Annotated in this window: 17 protein-coding genes; 13 read left to right on the forward strand and 4 right to left on the reverse strand. The window is 59.0% G+C overall.

Annotated elements, in window-relative coordinates:
- Positions 1 to 47: 47 nt before the first annotated feature.
- Both IM284_RS19760 and IM284_RS19765 read left to right on the forward strand, forming a co-directional pair.
- On the forward strand, positions 48 to 668 hold the full coding sequence (locus tag IM284_RS19760; protein WP_028014457.1) for a TIGR04211 family SH3 domain-containing protein: 621 nt from the start codon (positions 48 to 50) through the stop codon (positions 666 to 668).
- A 60-nt stretch (positions 669 to 728) separates the two neighbouring features.
- Positions 729 to 1970 carry a multifunctional CCA addition/repair protein gene (locus tag IM284_RS19765; RefSeq protein WP_028014458.1) on the forward strand — a complete coding sequence of 414 codons (1242 nt, stop codon included), beginning with the start codon at positions 729 to 731 and terminating at the stop codon, positions 1968 to 1970.
- A gap of 13 nt (positions 1971 to 1983) precedes the next feature.
- Here IM284_RS19765 and bacA read toward each other — a convergent pair whose 3' ends face one another.
- Both bacA and folB read right to left on the reverse strand, forming a co-directional pair.
- Complete coding sequence (bacA, locus tag IM284_RS19770; protein WP_028014459.1) at positions 1984 to 2805, reverse strand: undecaprenyl-diphosphate phosphatase; 822 nt, start codon at positions 2803 to 2805, stop codon at positions 1984 to 1986.
- Between the two features lie 107 nt (positions 2806 to 2912).
- Positions 2913 to 3281: a bifunctional dihydroneopterin aldolase/7,8-dihydroneopterin epimerase gene (gene folB / locus IM284_RS19775; protein WP_047367378.1), complete on the reverse strand. Its 369-nt coding sequence runs from the start codon at positions 3279 to 3281 to the stop codon at positions 2913 to 2915.
- A gap of 107 nt (positions 3282 to 3388) precedes the next feature.
- Here folB and plsY point away from each other — a divergent pair, with 107 nt between their 5' ends.
- Together plsY and IM284_RS19785 are read left to right on the forward strand one after the other, a co-directional pair.
- Positions 3389 to 4003, forward strand: a complete 615-nt coding sequence (plsY, locus tag IM284_RS19780; RefSeq protein WP_014833311.1) for a glycerol-3-phosphate 1-O-acyltransferase PlsY — start codon at positions 3389 to 3391, stop codon at positions 4001 to 4003.
- 92 nt (positions 4004 to 4095) lie between these two features.
- Positions 4096 to 5562 carry an MFS transporter gene (locus IM284_RS19785; protein WP_028014461.1) on the forward strand — a complete coding sequence of 489 codons (1467 nt, stop codon included), beginning with the start codon at positions 4096 to 4098 and terminating at the stop codon, positions 5560 to 5562.
- A gap of 41 nt (positions 5563 to 5603) precedes the next feature.
- On the opposite strand, the gene IM284_RS19790 is transcribed toward IM284_RS19785, so the two are convergent.
- The gene (locus IM284_RS19790; protein WP_047367377.1) at positions 5604 to 6026 is read right to left on the reverse strand and encodes a MarR family winged helix-turn-helix transcriptional regulator; all 423 of its coding nucleotides are present in this window, start codon (positions 6024 to 6026) and stop codon (positions 5604 to 5606) included.
- Between the two features lie 143 nt (positions 6027 to 6169).
- Here IM284_RS19790 and IM284_RS19795 point away from each other — a divergent pair, with 143 nt between their 5' ends.
- From IM284_RS19795 to ureG, 9 genes are all read left to right on the forward strand, one after another.
- Positions 6170 to 7183 (forward strand): alpha/beta hydrolase, encoded by a 1014-nt coding sequence (locus IM284_RS19795; protein WP_028014463.1) that lies wholly within the window; start codon positions 6170 to 6172, stop codon positions 7181 to 7183.
- Between the two features lie 137 nt (positions 7184 to 7320).
- The gene (locus tag IM284_RS19800; RefSeq protein WP_047367376.1) at positions 7321 to 8148 is read left to right on the forward strand and encodes an urease accessory protein UreD; all 828 of its coding nucleotides are present in this window, start codon (positions 7321 to 7323) and stop codon (positions 8146 to 8148) included.
- Positions 8149 to 8158: 10 nt separating this feature from the next.
- Complete coding sequence (locus tag IM284_RS19805; RefSeq protein ID WP_041908071.1) at positions 8159 to 8461, forward strand: urease subunit gamma; 303 nt, start codon at positions 8159 to 8161, stop codon at positions 8459 to 8461.
- Positions 8462 to 8471: 10 nt separating this feature from the next.
- On the forward strand, positions 8472 to 8786 hold the full coding sequence (locus IM284_RS19810) for an urease subunit beta (protein WP_028014465.1): 315 nt from the start codon (positions 8472 to 8474) through the stop codon (positions 8784 to 8786).
- Positions 8779 to 10482 carry an urease subunit alpha gene (gene ureC, locus IM284_RS19815; protein WP_047367375.1) on the forward strand — a complete coding sequence of 568 codons (1704 nt, stop codon included), beginning with the start codon at positions 8779 to 8781 and terminating at the stop codon, positions 10480 to 10482. Before IM284_RS19810 ends, ureC begins: the two co-directional genes overlap by 8 nt.
- A gap of 9 nt (positions 10483 to 10491) precedes the next feature.
- On the forward strand, positions 10492 to 10950 hold the full coding sequence (gene ureE / locus IM284_RS19820) for an urease accessory protein UreE (RefSeq protein WP_045261142.1): 459 nt from the start codon (positions 10492 to 10494) through the stop codon (positions 10948 to 10950).
- A gap of 9 nt (positions 10951 to 10959) precedes the next feature.
- A complete protein-coding gene (locus IM284_RS19825; protein WP_047367374.1) occupies positions 10960 to 11499 on the forward strand; it encodes a HupE/UreJ family protein in 540 nt (179 codons plus the stop codon).
- Complete coding sequence (locus tag IM284_RS19830; protein ID WP_047367373.1) at positions 11499 to 12173, forward strand: urease accessory protein UreF; 675 nt, start codon at positions 11499 to 11501, stop codon at positions 12171 to 12173. The genes IM284_RS19825 and IM284_RS19830 overlap by 1 nt, the downstream gene beginning before the upstream one ends.
- Positions 12174 to 12182: 9 nt before the next feature.
- The gene (gene ureG / locus IM284_RS19835; RefSeq protein WP_022651876.1) at positions 12183 to 12800 is read left to right on the forward strand and encodes an urease accessory protein UreG; all 618 of its coding nucleotides are present in this window, start codon (positions 12183 to 12185) and stop codon (positions 12798 to 12800) included.
- A 46-nt stretch (positions 12801 to 12846) separates the two neighbouring features.
- Here the strand turns inward: ureG and tsaD are convergent, their stop codons facing one another.
- Positions 12847 to 13860, reverse strand: coding sequence for a tRNA (adenosine(37)-N6)-threonylcarbamoyltransferase complex transferase subunit TsaD (tsaD, locus tag IM284_RS19840; protein ID WP_041908060.1), 1014 nt, complete (start codon positions 13858 to 13860; stop codon positions 12847 to 12849).
- Positions 13861 to 14039 lie beyond the last annotated feature (179 nt).

A 14039-nucleotide genomic window follows, 5' to 3' on the forward strand; every position in this document is an offset into this window, starting at 1 on the left:
TGTTGCCACTACTATCGTTCCACTTTTTATGAAAATAACGACTAATGATGCTTAAATTACGCCTGATTGGACTTACTTTACTCGCTTTTAGCGCCGCAACCGCAGTGCACGCTGAAGAGAAGCGTTACGTTTCTGACGAACTTAACACCTGGGTGCGCAGTGGCCCCGGAGACAATTATCGCCTCGTGGGCACGGTGAATGCCGGCGAGGAAGTCACCCTGTTGCAGACCAACGCGGAGACCAATTACGGTCAGGTTCGCGACAGTTCCGGCCGTACCTCCTGGATCCCAATGAAAGAGCTGAGCACCGTGCCAAGCCTGCGCACCCGTGTGCCGGATCTGGAAAACCAGGTGAAGACCCTGACCGACAAGCTGAACAACATTGACGGGACCTGGAACCAGCGCACCGCTGAAATGCAGCAGAAAGTGGCGCAGAGCGACGGCGTGATCAACGGTCTGAAAGAAGAGAATCAAAAGCTCAAAAACGAGCTGATCGTCGCGCAGAAAAAAGTGAACGCCGCGAACCTGCAGCTTGATGACAAACAGCGCACCATCATCATGCAGTGGTTTATGTATGGTGGCGGCGTGCTGGGCGTTGGTCTGGTGCTGGGTCTGGTTCTGCCACATCTGATCCCAAGCCGTAAGCGTAAAGATCGCTGGATGAACTAATTCGTCTTCTCTGCCAGACTTACGTATCATTCTGGAAAAGAGAAAACGGGAGAGTTGGGCGTGAAGAGTTATCTGGTCGGTGGTGCGGTACGTGATGCGTTGTTAGGTCTGCCGGTCAAAGATAAAGACTGGGTGGTGGTGGGCGCCACCCCGGAAGAGATGCTCGACGCGGGCTACCAGCAGGTAGGCCGCGATTTTCCCGTGTTCCTGCATCCGAAAAGCCGGGAAGAGTACGCCCTGGCGCGTACCGAACGGAAATCCGGTTCCGGTTATACCGGCTTCACCTGCTACGCCGCGCCGGATGTGACGCTGGAGCAGGATCTGCTGCGCCGCGATCTCACCATTAACGCCCTGGCCCAGGACGAAAACGGCCATATCATCGACGCCTACGGCGGGCAGGACGACCTGCGCGATCGTCTTTTGCGTCACGTCTCCCCGGCATTTTCTGAAGATCCGCTCCGCGTGCTGCGCGTGGCGCGTTTTGCCGCGCGTTACGCGCATCTGAGCTTCCGTATTGCGGATGAGACGATGGCGTTGATGACGGCCATGACCGAGGCGGGCGAGCTGGAACACCTGACGCCGGAGCGCGTCTGGAAAGAGACGGAAAATGCCCTCACCACCCGCAACCCGCAGGTCTTTTTCCAGGTTCTGCGCGACTGCGGCGCGCTGAAGGTGCTGTTCCCGGAAATCGACGCGCTGTTTGGCGTGCCCGCACCGGCAAAATGGCATCCCGAAATTGATACCGGCGTGCACACGCTGATGACGCTGAGCATGGCCGCCATGCTCAGCCCTGAGGTGGACGTACGTTTTTCCACCCTGTGCCACGATCTCGGCAAAGGCTTAACGCCGAAAGAGTTCTGGCCGCGCCATCACGGGCACGGTCCGGCGGGGGTAAAGCTGGTTGACGGGCTCTGCCAGCGTCTGCGCGTGCCGAATGACATCCGCGATCTGGCAAAGCTGGTCGCCGAGTTCCACGACCTGATCCATACCTTCCCGATCCTGAAGCCCGCCACCATCGTGAAGCTGTTCGATAATATCGACGCCTGGCGCAAGCCGCAGCGCGTGGAGCAGATTGCGCTCACCAGCGAAGCGGACGTGCGCGGTCGCACCGGGTTTGAAGCCTCCGATTATCCCCAGGGGCGTTTGCTGCGCGAAGCGTGGGAAGTCGCAAAAGCGGTGCCAACGAAAGACGTGGTTGAGGCAGGATTTAAAGGCCCGGAGATTCGCGAGGAGCTAACCAAACGGCGGATTGACGCGGTTACCGCGTGGAAGGAAAAGCGTTGCCCTCAGCCGAAAGAGTGAGGGCAATCGGTTATCAGAAGAAGACCACGTACACCGCAGCCGCGACGATAAAGCGGTAGATCGCGAACGGAATAAACGAGATACGCTTAATCAGCTGCAGGAAGGTTTTGATGGCAATCAGCGCTACGATAAAGGCGGTGATAAAGCCCACGGCAAACATCGGAATATCGCCTGTGGTCAGGAAGCCAATGCTTTTGTAAAGGTCCAGCGCGGTGGCGCCCATCATCATCGGCACCGCCAGCAGGAACGAGAACTCGGACGCCGCATAGCGGCTCACGCCCATCAGCATCCCGCCTGAAATGGTCGCACCTGAACGGGAGAAGCCCGGCCACAGCGCCAGACACTGGAAGCAGCCAATGATAAACGCCTGACGATAGGTCATATCGTCCAGGCCTTCCGCACGCGGGACTTTTGGCTTCAAAACTTCCGCGGCAATCAGCAGGAAACCGCCCACCACCAGCGCGTACATGACGTTAATCGGGTTAAACAGCGATTTAATGGTGTCGTGGAATACCAGCCCCAATACCACCGCCGGGATCATCCCGAGCAGGATGTGAATCAGCGTCAGGCGGCCTTTGCCCTCTCCTTCACGCTGCGGCAGACGGCCAAAATGGATGCCGATCAGGCCAAACAGGCGACGCCAGAACATCACCACCACCGCCAGAATCGAGCCCAGCTGAATTACCACCTCAAACGTCTTTGCGGTATCGCCTTCGAAGCCCAGCAGATGGCCAACGATAATCATATGGCCCGTACTGGAAACCGGCAAAAACTCCGTCAATCCTTCGACCACACCCAGAATTGCCGCCACCAGCAGCGAGTGCATATCGCTCATCTATAAACCCCTAAAAAAGATATAAAAAAACGGTCGCCCCTAACGGCTACCGTGAAAGATACAGCCTTAAGACCGATATAACCTAAAATGGTTTAGCAATTATGACGTTAAATCTTTCCTTTCAGATTTGTGCCACGCTCGATAATGACGCCTACGTTGGCCGCGCGCGCCACTGCCCCCGGCTTGCTCAGCTTAATGCGTACCCACGGTGAGTTGAATTTGGTCAGCAGCAGATCCGCCACCTCTTCCGCCACCCGTTCCACCAACGCAAAACGCTGTCCTTCCACGTGGCCGATCACCGCTTCGCTGATGTCGACATAGCTCAGACAGTCATTCACGTCATCGCTTTTTGCCGATTTGCGGTTATCCCATCCCATTTCGATATCGAACACCAGTTTCTGCTCGATGGTCTGTTCCCAGTCGTAAACACCAATTGTGGTGATTACCGAAAGTTGCTCTATAAATACAATATCCATCACGACCTGCCTGCTTTTTGGCTAAACCGGATACCACTTCCGGCGAATTATGCGTATTATCCACAGATGCTGAGAATACAGATACATTTTCAAAACGGAACAGCGTTATGAGTGCAATCGCGCCTGGAATGATCCTCCTCGCCTATCTTTGCGGCTCAATCTCCAGCGCCATTCTGGTCTGCCGCATTGCCGGGTTACCTGACCCGCGTGAAAGTGGTTCCGGGAATCCGGGAGCGACCAACGTGCTTCGAATTGGCGGCAAGGGAGCAGCCGTAGCGGTTTTGATTTTTGATGTTCTGAAGGGGATGCTACCCGTCTGGGGCGCGTATGCGCTGGGCGTCACGCCATTCTGGCTGGGGCTCATCGCCATCGCCGCCTGCGTCGGCCATATCTGGCCCGTATTCTTCGGCTTTAAAGGCGGCAAAGGGGTGGCGACCGCCTTTGGTGCCATCGCGCCCATCGGATGGGACTTAACCGGCGTCATGGCCGGGACCTGGCTGCTGACCATTCTGCTGAGCGGCTATTCGTCGCTGGGTGCCATCGTCAGCGCGCTGATCGCCCCGTTTTACGTCTGGTGGTTTAAACCCCAATTCACCTTCCCGGTATCGATGCTCTCCTGCCTGATCCTGCTGCGTCATCACGACAATATCCAGCGCCTGTGGCGACGCCAGGAAACGAAGATCTGGACGAAGCTCAAGCGAAAGAAAAAAGATCCCGAGTAGGCGGTTAGTTATGCCTTATAACCAAATGTGATTTTTGTCACCTGCTGCCTGTGGTAACTGTTAGAGACACAACACAACCACACAAAAAGAAAATGGCAGAAATCACAGACACAACTCCCCTTTCAACGGCAGGAATTCCCCCTGATGGCGACATTCAGTGGGTGCGCAGTGCATCGGACGTTTCACGTCTCGTTAATGACGGCTCACAGGGCCGGGCAAATGCCCGCATCGTGGTCGGTATCGCGCTCGGGGGAATTTTCCTCGATGCCTACGATCTGGGTGCACTGGCGTTCGGCATTAAAGACATTACCCGCGAATTTAACCTGACGCCCGCCGGTACCGGCATGGTGGCCTCGGCGATTACCTTTGGTGCCATTGTCGGGGCGCTGCTCGGCGGTTACCTCACGGATAAAATCGGGCGCTACCGCGTCTTTATGGCCGACATGGTATTCTTTGTCGTCGCCGCTATCGCCTGCGCGCTGGCCCCGAATGAATATGTGCTGGCGGGCGCGCGCTTTGTGATGGGCCTTGGCGTGGGGATTGACCTTCCCGTGGCGATGGCGTTCCTGAGCGAGTTTGCCAGGCTGAAAGGGCCGGGCAATAAGGCCTCCAGCGTCGCGATGTGGTGCCCTACCTGGTATGCGGCGATCAGCATCTCTTACCTTCTGGTTCTCTTTTTCTACGCCGTGCTGCCGGAAAGCCACAGCGACTGGCTCTGGCGTTTGATTCTCGGCTTTGGCGCGGTACCCGCGCTGGTGATTATCGCCATCCGCAGCCGCTATATGAGCGAATCGCCGGTCTGGGCGGCGAATCAGGGCAACCTGAAAGAGGCGGCGTCCATTTTGCGGCAGTCGTACAATATTAACGCCCACGTCCCGCAGGATGCGCTCACCCAGCCTGCGCCTGTCGTGAATAAAGCCAAATGGTCGAACTATCTGAACCTGTTCCGCGGCATCTATCTGCGGCGTACCACGCTCGCCACGCTGCTGTCCGTCGTCTCCTCGTTCGCCTATAACGCCGTGGCCTTTGGCCTGCCGGTGATTATTTCAAGCTTCTTCGTGCAGTCTATGCTGACCACTATTGTGATCTCGCTGGCGCTGAACCTGCTTTTTGCGTTTATCGGCGGATTACTGGCGGTGCGCTACGTGCCGCGCTTCGGCGCGTGGCGGATGTCGCTGGCGGGTTACGCCTGTCAGCTTGTGGCGCTGCTGGGGCTGGCGCTGATTGGTCGACCGGACGGTGCCTCTGAAGGGGTGCTTGCCGTGGCGATGCTGGCGCTTTTCCTGTTCGGTCAGGGATTTGGCCCGGGCGCGCATACCATGACGTTCGCCTCGCTGAGCTACCCGACCTCGCTGCGCGGCGTGGGCGTGGGTCTCAACCAGACGCTGATGCGCAGCAGCTCCACGCTGTCGCTGTTCCTGTTCCCGCTGCTGGTCGCGTCTCTCGACACCGCCGTGTTCTGGGTGATTGCGCTGGCGCCGTTTATCGGTCTGGCGTCATTGCTGGCGATCCGCTGGGAGCCGTCCGGGTATGATGTGGATGCGGAGGACTACCGGTAACGACACATCGCTTCGGTGGGTTCCCCCCCACCGAAGTGCGCTTACAAATCTTCCAGCAGCGTTCGGGAGAGTTTTTTTAGCATTTCCAGTTCATCATCATTCATCCGCATGCTGCAGCGAATCTGGTCCGGCAGCGCCATCACCTGCTTTTTCAGTTCTTTCGCCTTATCGGTCAATACGACATTTTTCATCCTTTCATCCCCCACAACCGCGATACGGTTGAGAAAACCTTTTGCCTCAAGCTTCTGAACCAGCGGGGTCAATGTGCCTGAATCAAAATAGGTTTTATCGCTGAGATCGCGAAGCGGGATGTTGTCTTTCTCATAAAGCGCCATCAAAACAACAAATTGCGGATAGGTCAGATCCATCTCCTGCAGCAGGGGGCGATACTGGCGAACGAACGCATTGGTGACCGAGTACAGCGAGAAGCACAATAAATCATCTAGTGTTTTGTTTTCTTTCATTTTTCTATCAACCCTGAATCTGTTGTCTAAAAAAAATTATAAATAATGTTTGACTAAAAGTATCTTGCGCGCAAGTATTACACCAACAACTAAGTAGCGCACTATTTAGTTATCCAATCAAATACGTTAAAAGGGGTACCACCATGAAAACATTAACCGCCATCCTGATTTCTTCCGTCTTCGCGTCAGCCGCGGCATCCGCTCAAACCACCAATACTCCAGCCCCGACCGCAGGCGTACAGGCATTTCTTGATGTCCTGAATGCTGGCAAAGGGAAACCGATGGAACAGATGACCCCGCAGGAGGCCCGCCAGGTACTGATCGGCGCACAGCAAGGAGCAAAATTGCCGCCCGCTCAGGTGACTGAAAAAACGATCCAGGTCAATGGCCAGACGATCGCCCTAAAAATTGTGAAGCCTGAACATGCTGCCGGTACGCTCCCGGTATTTATGTTCTTCCACGGTGGCGGTTGGGTGCTGGGTGATTTTCCAACCCACGAACGTTTAATCCGCGATCTGGTTCGTGCATCAGGCGCCGCAGCGGTTTACGTTGATTACACACCGTCACCTGAAGCCCATTTCCCGGTGGCAATCAATCAGGCCTATGAAGCGACAAAATGGGTAGCCGAGCACGGCCAGGAAATTGGCGTGGACGGCAGCCGTCTGGGCCTGGTTGGTAACAGCGTGGGCGGCAACATGGTGGCTTCAGTGGCGTTGCAGGCCAAACAGTTTAATGGGCCAAAAATTCGCTACAACGTGATGCTCTGGCCAGTGACGGACGCCAGCTTTGATACGGCTTCCTATCACCAGTTCGAAAATGGCTACTTCCTGTCAAAAAACATGATGAAATGGTTCTGGGACAACTACACCACCAGCGCTGCCGATCGTAACAATATCCTTGCCTCTCCGCTTCGCGCCAGCACTGCACAGTTGAAAGGCTTCCCGGAGACGCTGATTCAGACAGCTGAGCTGGACGTTCTGCGGGATGAAGGTGAAGCATTCGGGCGTAAACTGGATGCGGCTGGCGTCCCGGTGACCGTCACGCGCTATAACGGCATGATCCACGATTACGGCCTGCTTAACCCGCTGAGCCAGGAGCCAACGGTTAAAGTCGCCCTTGAGCAGGCAGGTGCAGCATTGCATGACCACCTGAAATAGGATCGTCATGCTTCACACAGAGCACGGCCCCGGGCCGTGCTTTTTAATTTCCTCTATCCATAAGCGACTCATATGACAGCCTTCATTTCCGCCAGGGCATACTGAAACGACCCCGATGATGCGCAGATGGAAGCAGCATGTTAGCAGCTCAGGTCACTGATAATACGTATAAAGGCTGGCAGGCGTCGCTTGCCCTGCAGTTTTGTCACACCCCTGAGAAAACCCTCCTGCGTTCCGCTCGACACGTCGGGCCGCTCACCGTACAACGTCCGTTTTATCCCGAAGGAAAAACCTGCCATCTCTATCTGCTGCACCCGCCCGGCGGCGTTGTGGGCGGCGATACGCTGGATATTTCCGTTCGGCTCAATGCCAAAAGCCACGCGCTTATCACCATGCCCGGCGCCAGCAAGTTCTACCGCAGCAGCGGCCCGCAGGCGCGTCTGAGCCAGCACTTTTATCTTGATGAAAACGCCACGCTGGAGTGGCTGCCGCAGGACACCATTATCTTTCCCGGCGCGAACGCCGCGCTGCGTTCCATCTTCCACCTTAAGGCCTCCAGCACGCTGCTGGCGTGGGAGCTGTACTGCCTGGGCCGCCCGGTAATCGGTGAGACCTTCAGCCACGGCACGCTGGAGAGCCGCCTTGAGGTGTGGGTGGATGACGAACCGCGCCTGATAGAGCGCCAGCACCTCGGCGACGGCGATCTCACGCCCGTTGCCGGACACCCGTGGATCGGCACCCTGCTGTTCTATCCGGCCCGGGAAGAGCATCTCGACACGGTGCGCACGCTGCTCGCGCCTCTGGGCCATTTTGCGGGGGCAACTCACACCGACGCTCTGCTGTCGGTGCGTTTTCTCTCCCACGACAACCTGATTTGCCAGCGGGCGATGCGCGACATCTGGCAGTCGCTTCGCCCGCTTCTCACCACCAAAACCGCCTGTTCGCCGCGCATCTGGCAGACATAAGAGAAACGTTATGGAACTGACCCCCAGAGAAAAAGACAAGCTGTTGCTGTTTACCGCCGCGCTGGTTGCCGAACGCCGCCTTGCGCGCGGGGTAAAGCTCAACTACCCGGAATCGGTCGCGTTGATCAGCGCCTTCATCATGGAAGGCGCGCGCGACGGCGAAACCGTCGCCGCGCTGATGGAGGCGGGCCGCCACGTCCTGACGCGCGATCAGGTGATGGAGGGCGTGCCGGAGATGATCCCGGATATTCAGGTGGAAGCCACCTTCCCGGACGGCTCCAAGCTCGTCACCGTCCACAACCCGATCGTGTAAGGAGCACGTGATGATCCCAGGTGAATACCAGATCCAGCCCGGCACTATTGCGATCAACGTCGGGCGTGAAGCCCAAAGTGTTGTTGTTGAAAACCACGGCGACAGGCCGATCCAGGTCGGATCGCACTATCACTTTTACGAGGTCAACCCGGCGCTGAAGTTTGATCGCGAAGCCACCAGGGGCTACCGGCTGAACATTCCGGCGGGTACCGCCGTGCGCTTCGAGCCAGGCCAGAAGCGAGAGGTGACGCTGGTGCAGGTGACGGGCGCGCAGCGCATTTTTGGCTTTCGCGGCGAGGTCATGGGCGAGGTGAAACATGGCTGAAATTTCACGTCAGGCGTATGCCGACATGTTCGGCCCCACTACCGGGGATAAAGTGCGGCTGGCGGACAGCGAGCTGTGGATCGAAGTGGAAAACGATCTCACGGTCTACGGCGAAGAGGTCAAGTTCGGCGGCGGGAAGGTGATCCGCGACGGCATGGGTCAGGGGCAGATGACCGCTGACAGCTGCGTGGATCTGGTTCTCACCAACGCGCTGATCGTCGACCACTGGGGGATCGTGAAGGCCGATATCGGCGTGAAGCACGGGCGGATCTTCGCCGTCGGCAAAGCCGGGAACCCGGACATTCAGCCCGGCGTGACGATCCCGATCGGCGCAGCGACGGAAGTGATTGCCGCCGAGGGGAAGATCGTCACCGCCGGCGGGATCGACACCCACATCCACTGGATCTGCCCTCAGCAGGCGGAAGAGGCGCTGGTCTCCGGGGTCACCACCATGATTGGCGGCGGCACCGGACCGGCGGCGGGCACCAACGCCACCACCTGCACGCCGGGGCCGTGGTATATCGCCCGCATGCTGCAGGCCGCCGATACGCTGCCGGTGAATATTGGCCTGCTCGGCAAAGGTAACGGCTCCAACCCGAACGCCCTGCGCGAGCAGATCGCCGCCGGCGCCATCGGGCTGAAGATCCACGAAGACTGGGGCGCGACGCCCGCGGCGATCAACTGCTCGCTGGAGGTGGCCGAAGAGATGGATATTCAGGTGGCGCTGCACAGCGACACGCTGAACGAGTCCGGGTTTGTCGAGGACACGCTGGCGGCCATCGGCGGGCGCACGATCCACACCTTCCACACCGAAGGCGCGGGCGGCGGCCACGCGCCGGATATCATCACCGCCTGCGCGCACCCGAATATTCTGCCCTCTTCCACCAACCCGACCTTGCCCTACACGGTGAACACCATCGACGAGCACCTCGACATGCTGATGGTTTGCCATCACCTCGACCCGGATATCGCCGAGGACGTAGCGTTTGCCGAATCCCGCATTCGCCGGGAGACCATCGCCGCGGAAGACGTGCTGCACGATATCGGCGCGTTCTCGCTCACCTCGTCAGATTCGCAGGCCATGGGCCGCGTCGGGGAAGTGATTATCCGCACCTGGCAGGTGGCGCACCGCATGAAGGTCCAGCGCGGCGCGCTGCCGGAAGAGACCGGCGATAACGACAACTTCCGCGTGAAGCGCTATGTCGCCAAATACACCATCAACCCGGCACTGACCCACGGCATCGCCCATGAAGTCGGTTCGATTGAGGCGGGCAAGCTGGCGGATCTGGTGGTCTGGTCCCCCGCCTTCTTTGGCGTAAAACCGGCCACCATCGTCAAAGGCGGGATGATCGCCTGCGCGCCGATGGGCGACATCAACGCCTCGATCCCCACGCCGCAGCCGGTGCATTACCGCCCGATGTTTGGCGCGCTGGGCACAGCACGTCACGCCACGCGGCTGACGTTTGTTTCTCAGGCGGCCCACGCGAACGGCATCCCGCAGCAGCTCAGCCTGCAGAGCGCCACGGCGGTGGTAAAAGGCTGCCGGACGGTGAAAAAGGCCGACATGATCCATAACGCCCTGCAGCCGAATATCACCGTTGACTCGCAAACCTACGAGGTGCGCGTCAACGGCGAACTGATAACCAGCGAACCGGCCGACGTTCTGCCGATGGCGCAACGCTATTTCCTGTTTTGAGGAGTGAAGATGATCTATTTGACCCAACGCCTGGACCACGCGCATCCGACTACCGCCAGCGTCACACTGCCGATTGACGTGCGGGTGAAAAGCCGCGCCCGCGTGGCGCTTAACGACGGGCGCGAAGCCGGACTGATGCTGCCGCGCGGCCTGCTGTTGCGCGGGGGCGACCTGTTGACCACCGACGACGGCAGCGAAGTGATCGAAGTGATCGCCGCCCCGGAGTCGGTTTCCGTGGTGCGCTGCGCCGATCCGTTCCTGCTCGCCCGCGCCTGCTACCACCTGGGCAACCGCCACGTACCGCTGCAGGTCATGCCCGGCGAGCTGCGCTATCACCACGATCACGTTCTCGACGACATGCTGCGCCAGTTCGGGCTGGAGGTAACCTTCGCCAGCCTGCCGTTTGAACCGGAAGCGGGCGCTTACGCCAGCGATGCCCACAGTCACTCTCACGCTCATTCACATTAAGGATCAATCATGCGTAAGTATTTACCGCTGTTACTGCTGGCTTTTTCCGTTCCCGCGCTCGCGCATCCCGGCCACGGCGCCGACAGCTTTCAGGCCGGTTTTCTCCATCCGCTGACCGGGCTGGATCACCTGCTGATGCTTACCGGGGCTGGCGTGCTGTCTGCCCTGAGCGGCCGCAAGCTCCTGCTGCCGTTTGCCACCCTCGGCATGATGCTTGTTGGTGCCGTTGCGGGCAGCCTGCTCGGCGGCTTTAGCGGCATGGAGATGCTGATTATCGCCTCGCTGGCGGTCTGCGGGGTGATGATGTTTAAAACTGAAAACCGCCTGCTGCTGGCGGTACCTGCCCTGGCGATGTTCCACGGCTGGGCGCACGGCGTGGAGATGTCTGGCCACAGCTTCTGGCTGTTCACCAGTGGGTTTATGCTGGCCAGCGCGACGGTGCTGTGCGCCAGTTTCGCCGCAGGCTTGCTGCTGCGCCGCCACGACGGGCTGCGTAAAACCTTCGGCAGCGGGCTGATCGTCTCCGCCCTGCTGGCGCTGATGAGCTGATGGAGCACGCCCGCCAGCGGCTGCGCCTGATGCAGCTCTCCAGCAGCAGCCTGCCGGTCGGGTCGTTTACCTGGTCGCAGGGGCTGGAGTGGGCCGTTGAGGCGGGCTGGGTTACAAACGCCGACGCCTTTAAACGCTGGCAGATCCAGCAGATGGAGCAGAGTTTTTTCTGCGTCGATCTGCCGATGTTTATCCGGCTGCTCCGGGCCTGCGAACAGCAGGACGTCGCGGCAGCAAAACGCTGGACGGCATATTTGCTCGCCTGCCGGGAAACGCGCGAGCTGCGCGAAGAGGAGCGCAACCGTGGTGCGGCCTTTACGCGCCTGATTAAAAGCTGGGAGCCGAACTGCCCGGCAGAGTGGCTGCCGCTGTTTGCACAGAGCCAGCTCTGCGGCATGGCGTGGCTCGGCGTGCGCTGGGGCATTGGCGCGCGCGAGCTGGCGCTGAGCCTCGGCTACAGCTGGATTGAGAGCGCGGTGATGGCGGGCGTCAAGCTCGTCCCCTTCGGACAGCAGGCGGCGCAGCAGCTGATTATCGAGCTGAGCGACCATTTTGCCGCCGGGTTTGAACAGGCATTTTTACGTGGCGACGACGCGCTGGGGGCAGCTACGCCACTGTCGGCCATCGCCTCCGCGCGCCACGAAACACAATATTCACGACTATTCCGTTCCTGAGGAGTCAACATGGCTGATTACAAACATCCCCTGCGCGTGGGCGTAGGCGGTCCGGTAGGATCGGGCAAAACCGCGCTGCTGGAAGCGCTCTGCAAGGCGATGCGCGACACGTACCATCTGGCGGTGGTCACTAACGATATCTACACCAAAGAGGATCAGCGCATCCTCACCGAGGCGGGCGCGCTTGAGCCGGAGCGCATCGTGGGCGTGGAGACGGGAGGCTGCCCGCATACCGCCATCCGCGAAGATGCCTCAATGAACCTCGCGGCGGTAGAAGCGCTCAGCGAGAAGTTCGGTAATCTGGATCTGATCTTCGTTGAAAGCGGCGGCGACAACCTGAGCGCGACCTTCAGCCCGGAGCTGGCGGACCTGACTATTTACGTGATCGACGTGGCCGAAGGGGAAAAAATCCCGCGCAAGGGCGGACCGGGGATCACCAAATCCGATTTTCTGGTGATCAACAAAACCGATCTTGCGCCATACGTGGGGGCGTCGCTGGAGGTGATGGAGCGTGATACTAACCGCATGCGCGGCGAGCGCCCGTGGACGTTTACCAACCTGAAGGCGGGTGATGGTCTGGGGACGATTATTGCGTTTCTGGAAGAGAAAGGGATGCTGCGGGTGTAGTCGTAAATTTCCCTCTCCCTGTGGGGAGAGGGTTAGGGTGAGGGGGTTACGCCTCAGGCAGTTCCGCCAGCGGCCAGCGCGGACGCACGGACACGCTCAGGTCGGACGTTGCCCCCGCATTCAGGCGCACCATACCGGCGTAAGCGATCATCGCCCCGTTATCGGTACAGAATTCCGGACGCGCGTAGAACACTTCCCCGCGACGCTTTTGCATCATCTCCGCAAGCTTCGCACGCAGCGTGCGGTTGGCGCTGACGCCGCCCGCCATCACCAGGCGCTTAAACCCGGTCTGATCCAGCGCACGCTTGCACTTGATCATCAGCGTATCCACCACCGCGTCTTCAAACGCGCGGGCGATATCGGCGCGGGTCTGCTCGTCGTTGTCGTTATTGCGGATAGTATTCGCCGCGAAGGTTTTCAGCCCGGAGAAGCTGAAATCCAGCCCCGGACGGTCGGTCATCGGACGCGGGAAAACAAAGCGCCCTTCCGTTCCCTGCGACGCCATTTTTGACAGCATCGGGCCGCCTGGGTAATCCAGACCCAGCAGCTTGGCGGTTTTGTCGAACGCTTCGCCGGCGGCGTCGTCGATCGACTCGCCCAGCAGCTCGTACTTGCCAATACCCGTTACGCTAATCAGCTGGGTATGCCCGCCGGAAACCAGCAGCGCCACGAACGGGAACTCAGGCGGATTGTCTTCCAGCATCGGTGCCAGAAGATGCCCTTCCATGTGGTGAACCGGAATGGCGGGAACGTCCCACGCGAAGGCCAGCGAACGCCCTACCGTCGCGCCGACCAGCAGCGCACCGACCAGACCCGGCCCTGCGGTATAGGCTACGGCGTCAATATCGGTTGAGCTTAATCCGGCCTCTTTCAGCGCCGCCTGAATCAGGGGAACCGTTTTACGCACGTGGTCACGAGAGGCCAGTTCAGGTACGACGCCGCCGTAGTCAGCGTGCAATTTCACCTGACTATACAGCTGGTTGGCCAGAAGCCCTTTTTCGTCGTCGTAAATGGCGATGCCGGTTTCATCGCAGGATGTTTCAATACCCAGTACACGCATGACTTGTTTTACCTCGTTTCAATACCGCGCAGTGTAGAGCCTGGGCGGGTTGATGTAAAACTTTGTTCGCCCCAGGAAGAAGGCTCGTGTATACTCCTCACCCTTATTAAAGTCCCTTTCAAAATCGCATCGGTGCTTTACAAAGCAGCAGCATTTGCAGTAAAATTCCGCACCATTTT

Source organism: Enterobacter cloacae complex sp. P12RS (assembly GCF_014895875.1).
Classification (GTDB): domain Bacteria; phylum Pseudomonadota; class Gammaproteobacteria; order Enterobacterales; family Enterobacteriaceae; genus Enterobacter; species Enterobacter bugandensis.

Coding starts and splice junctions, on each gene's coding strand:
- IM284_RS19760 (WP_028014457.1), top strand. CDS start 48: ATGCTTAAATTACGCCTGATTGGACTTACTTTACTCGCTTTTAGCGCC.
- bacA (WP_028014459.1), bottom strand. CDS start 2,805: ATGAGCGATATGCACTCGCTGCTGGTGGCGGCAATTCTGGGTGTGGTC.
- folB (WP_047367378.1), bottom strand. CDS start 3,281: ATGGATATTGTATTTATAGAGCAACTTTCGGTAATCACCACAATTGGT.
- plsY (WP_014833311.1), top strand. CDS start 3,389: ATGAGTGCAATCGCGCCTGGAATGATCCTCCTCGCCTATCTTTGCGGC.
- IM284_RS19785 (WP_028014461.1), top strand. CDS start 4,096: ATGGCAGAAATCACAGACACAACTCCCCTTTCAACGGCAGGAATTCCC.
- IM284_RS19790 (WP_047367377.1), bottom strand. CDS start 6,026: ATGAAAGAAAACAAAACACTAGATGATTTATTGTGCTTCTCGCTGTAC.
- IM284_RS19795 (WP_028014463.1), top strand. CDS start 6,170: ATGAAAACATTAACCGCCATCCTGATTTCTTCCGTCTTCGCGTCAGCC.
- IM284_RS19800 (WP_047367376.1), top strand. CDS start 7,321: ATGTTAGCAGCTCAGGTCACTGATAATACGTATAAAGGCTGGCAGGCG.
- IM284_RS19805 (WP_041908071.1), top strand. CDS start 8,159: ATGGAACTGACCCCCAGAGAAAAAGACAAGCTGTTGCTGTTTACCGCC.
- IM284_RS19810 (WP_028014465.1), top strand. CDS start 8,472: ATGATCCCAGGTGAATACCAGATCCAGCCCGGCACTATTGCGATCAAC.
- ureC (WP_047367375.1), top strand. CDS start 8,779: ATGGCTGAAATTTCACGTCAGGCGTATGCCGACATGTTCGGCCCCACT.
- ureE (WP_045261142.1), top strand. CDS start 10,492: ATGATCTATTTGACCCAACGCCTGGACCACGCGCATCCGACTACCGCC.
- IM284_RS19825 (WP_047367374.1), top strand. CDS start 10,960: ATGCGTAAGTATTTACCGCTGTTACTGCTGGCTTTTTCCGTTCCCGCG.
- IM284_RS19830 (WP_047367373.1), top strand. CDS start 11,499: ATGGAGCACGCCCGCCAGCGGCTGCGCCTGATGCAGCTCTCCAGCAGC.
- ureG (WP_022651876.1), top strand. CDS start 12,183: ATGGCTGATTACAAACATCCCCTGCGCGTGGGCGTAGGCGGTCCGGTA.
- tsaD (WP_041908060.1), bottom strand. CDS start 13,860: ATGCGTGTACTGGGTATTGAAACATCCTGCGATGAAACCGGCATCGCC.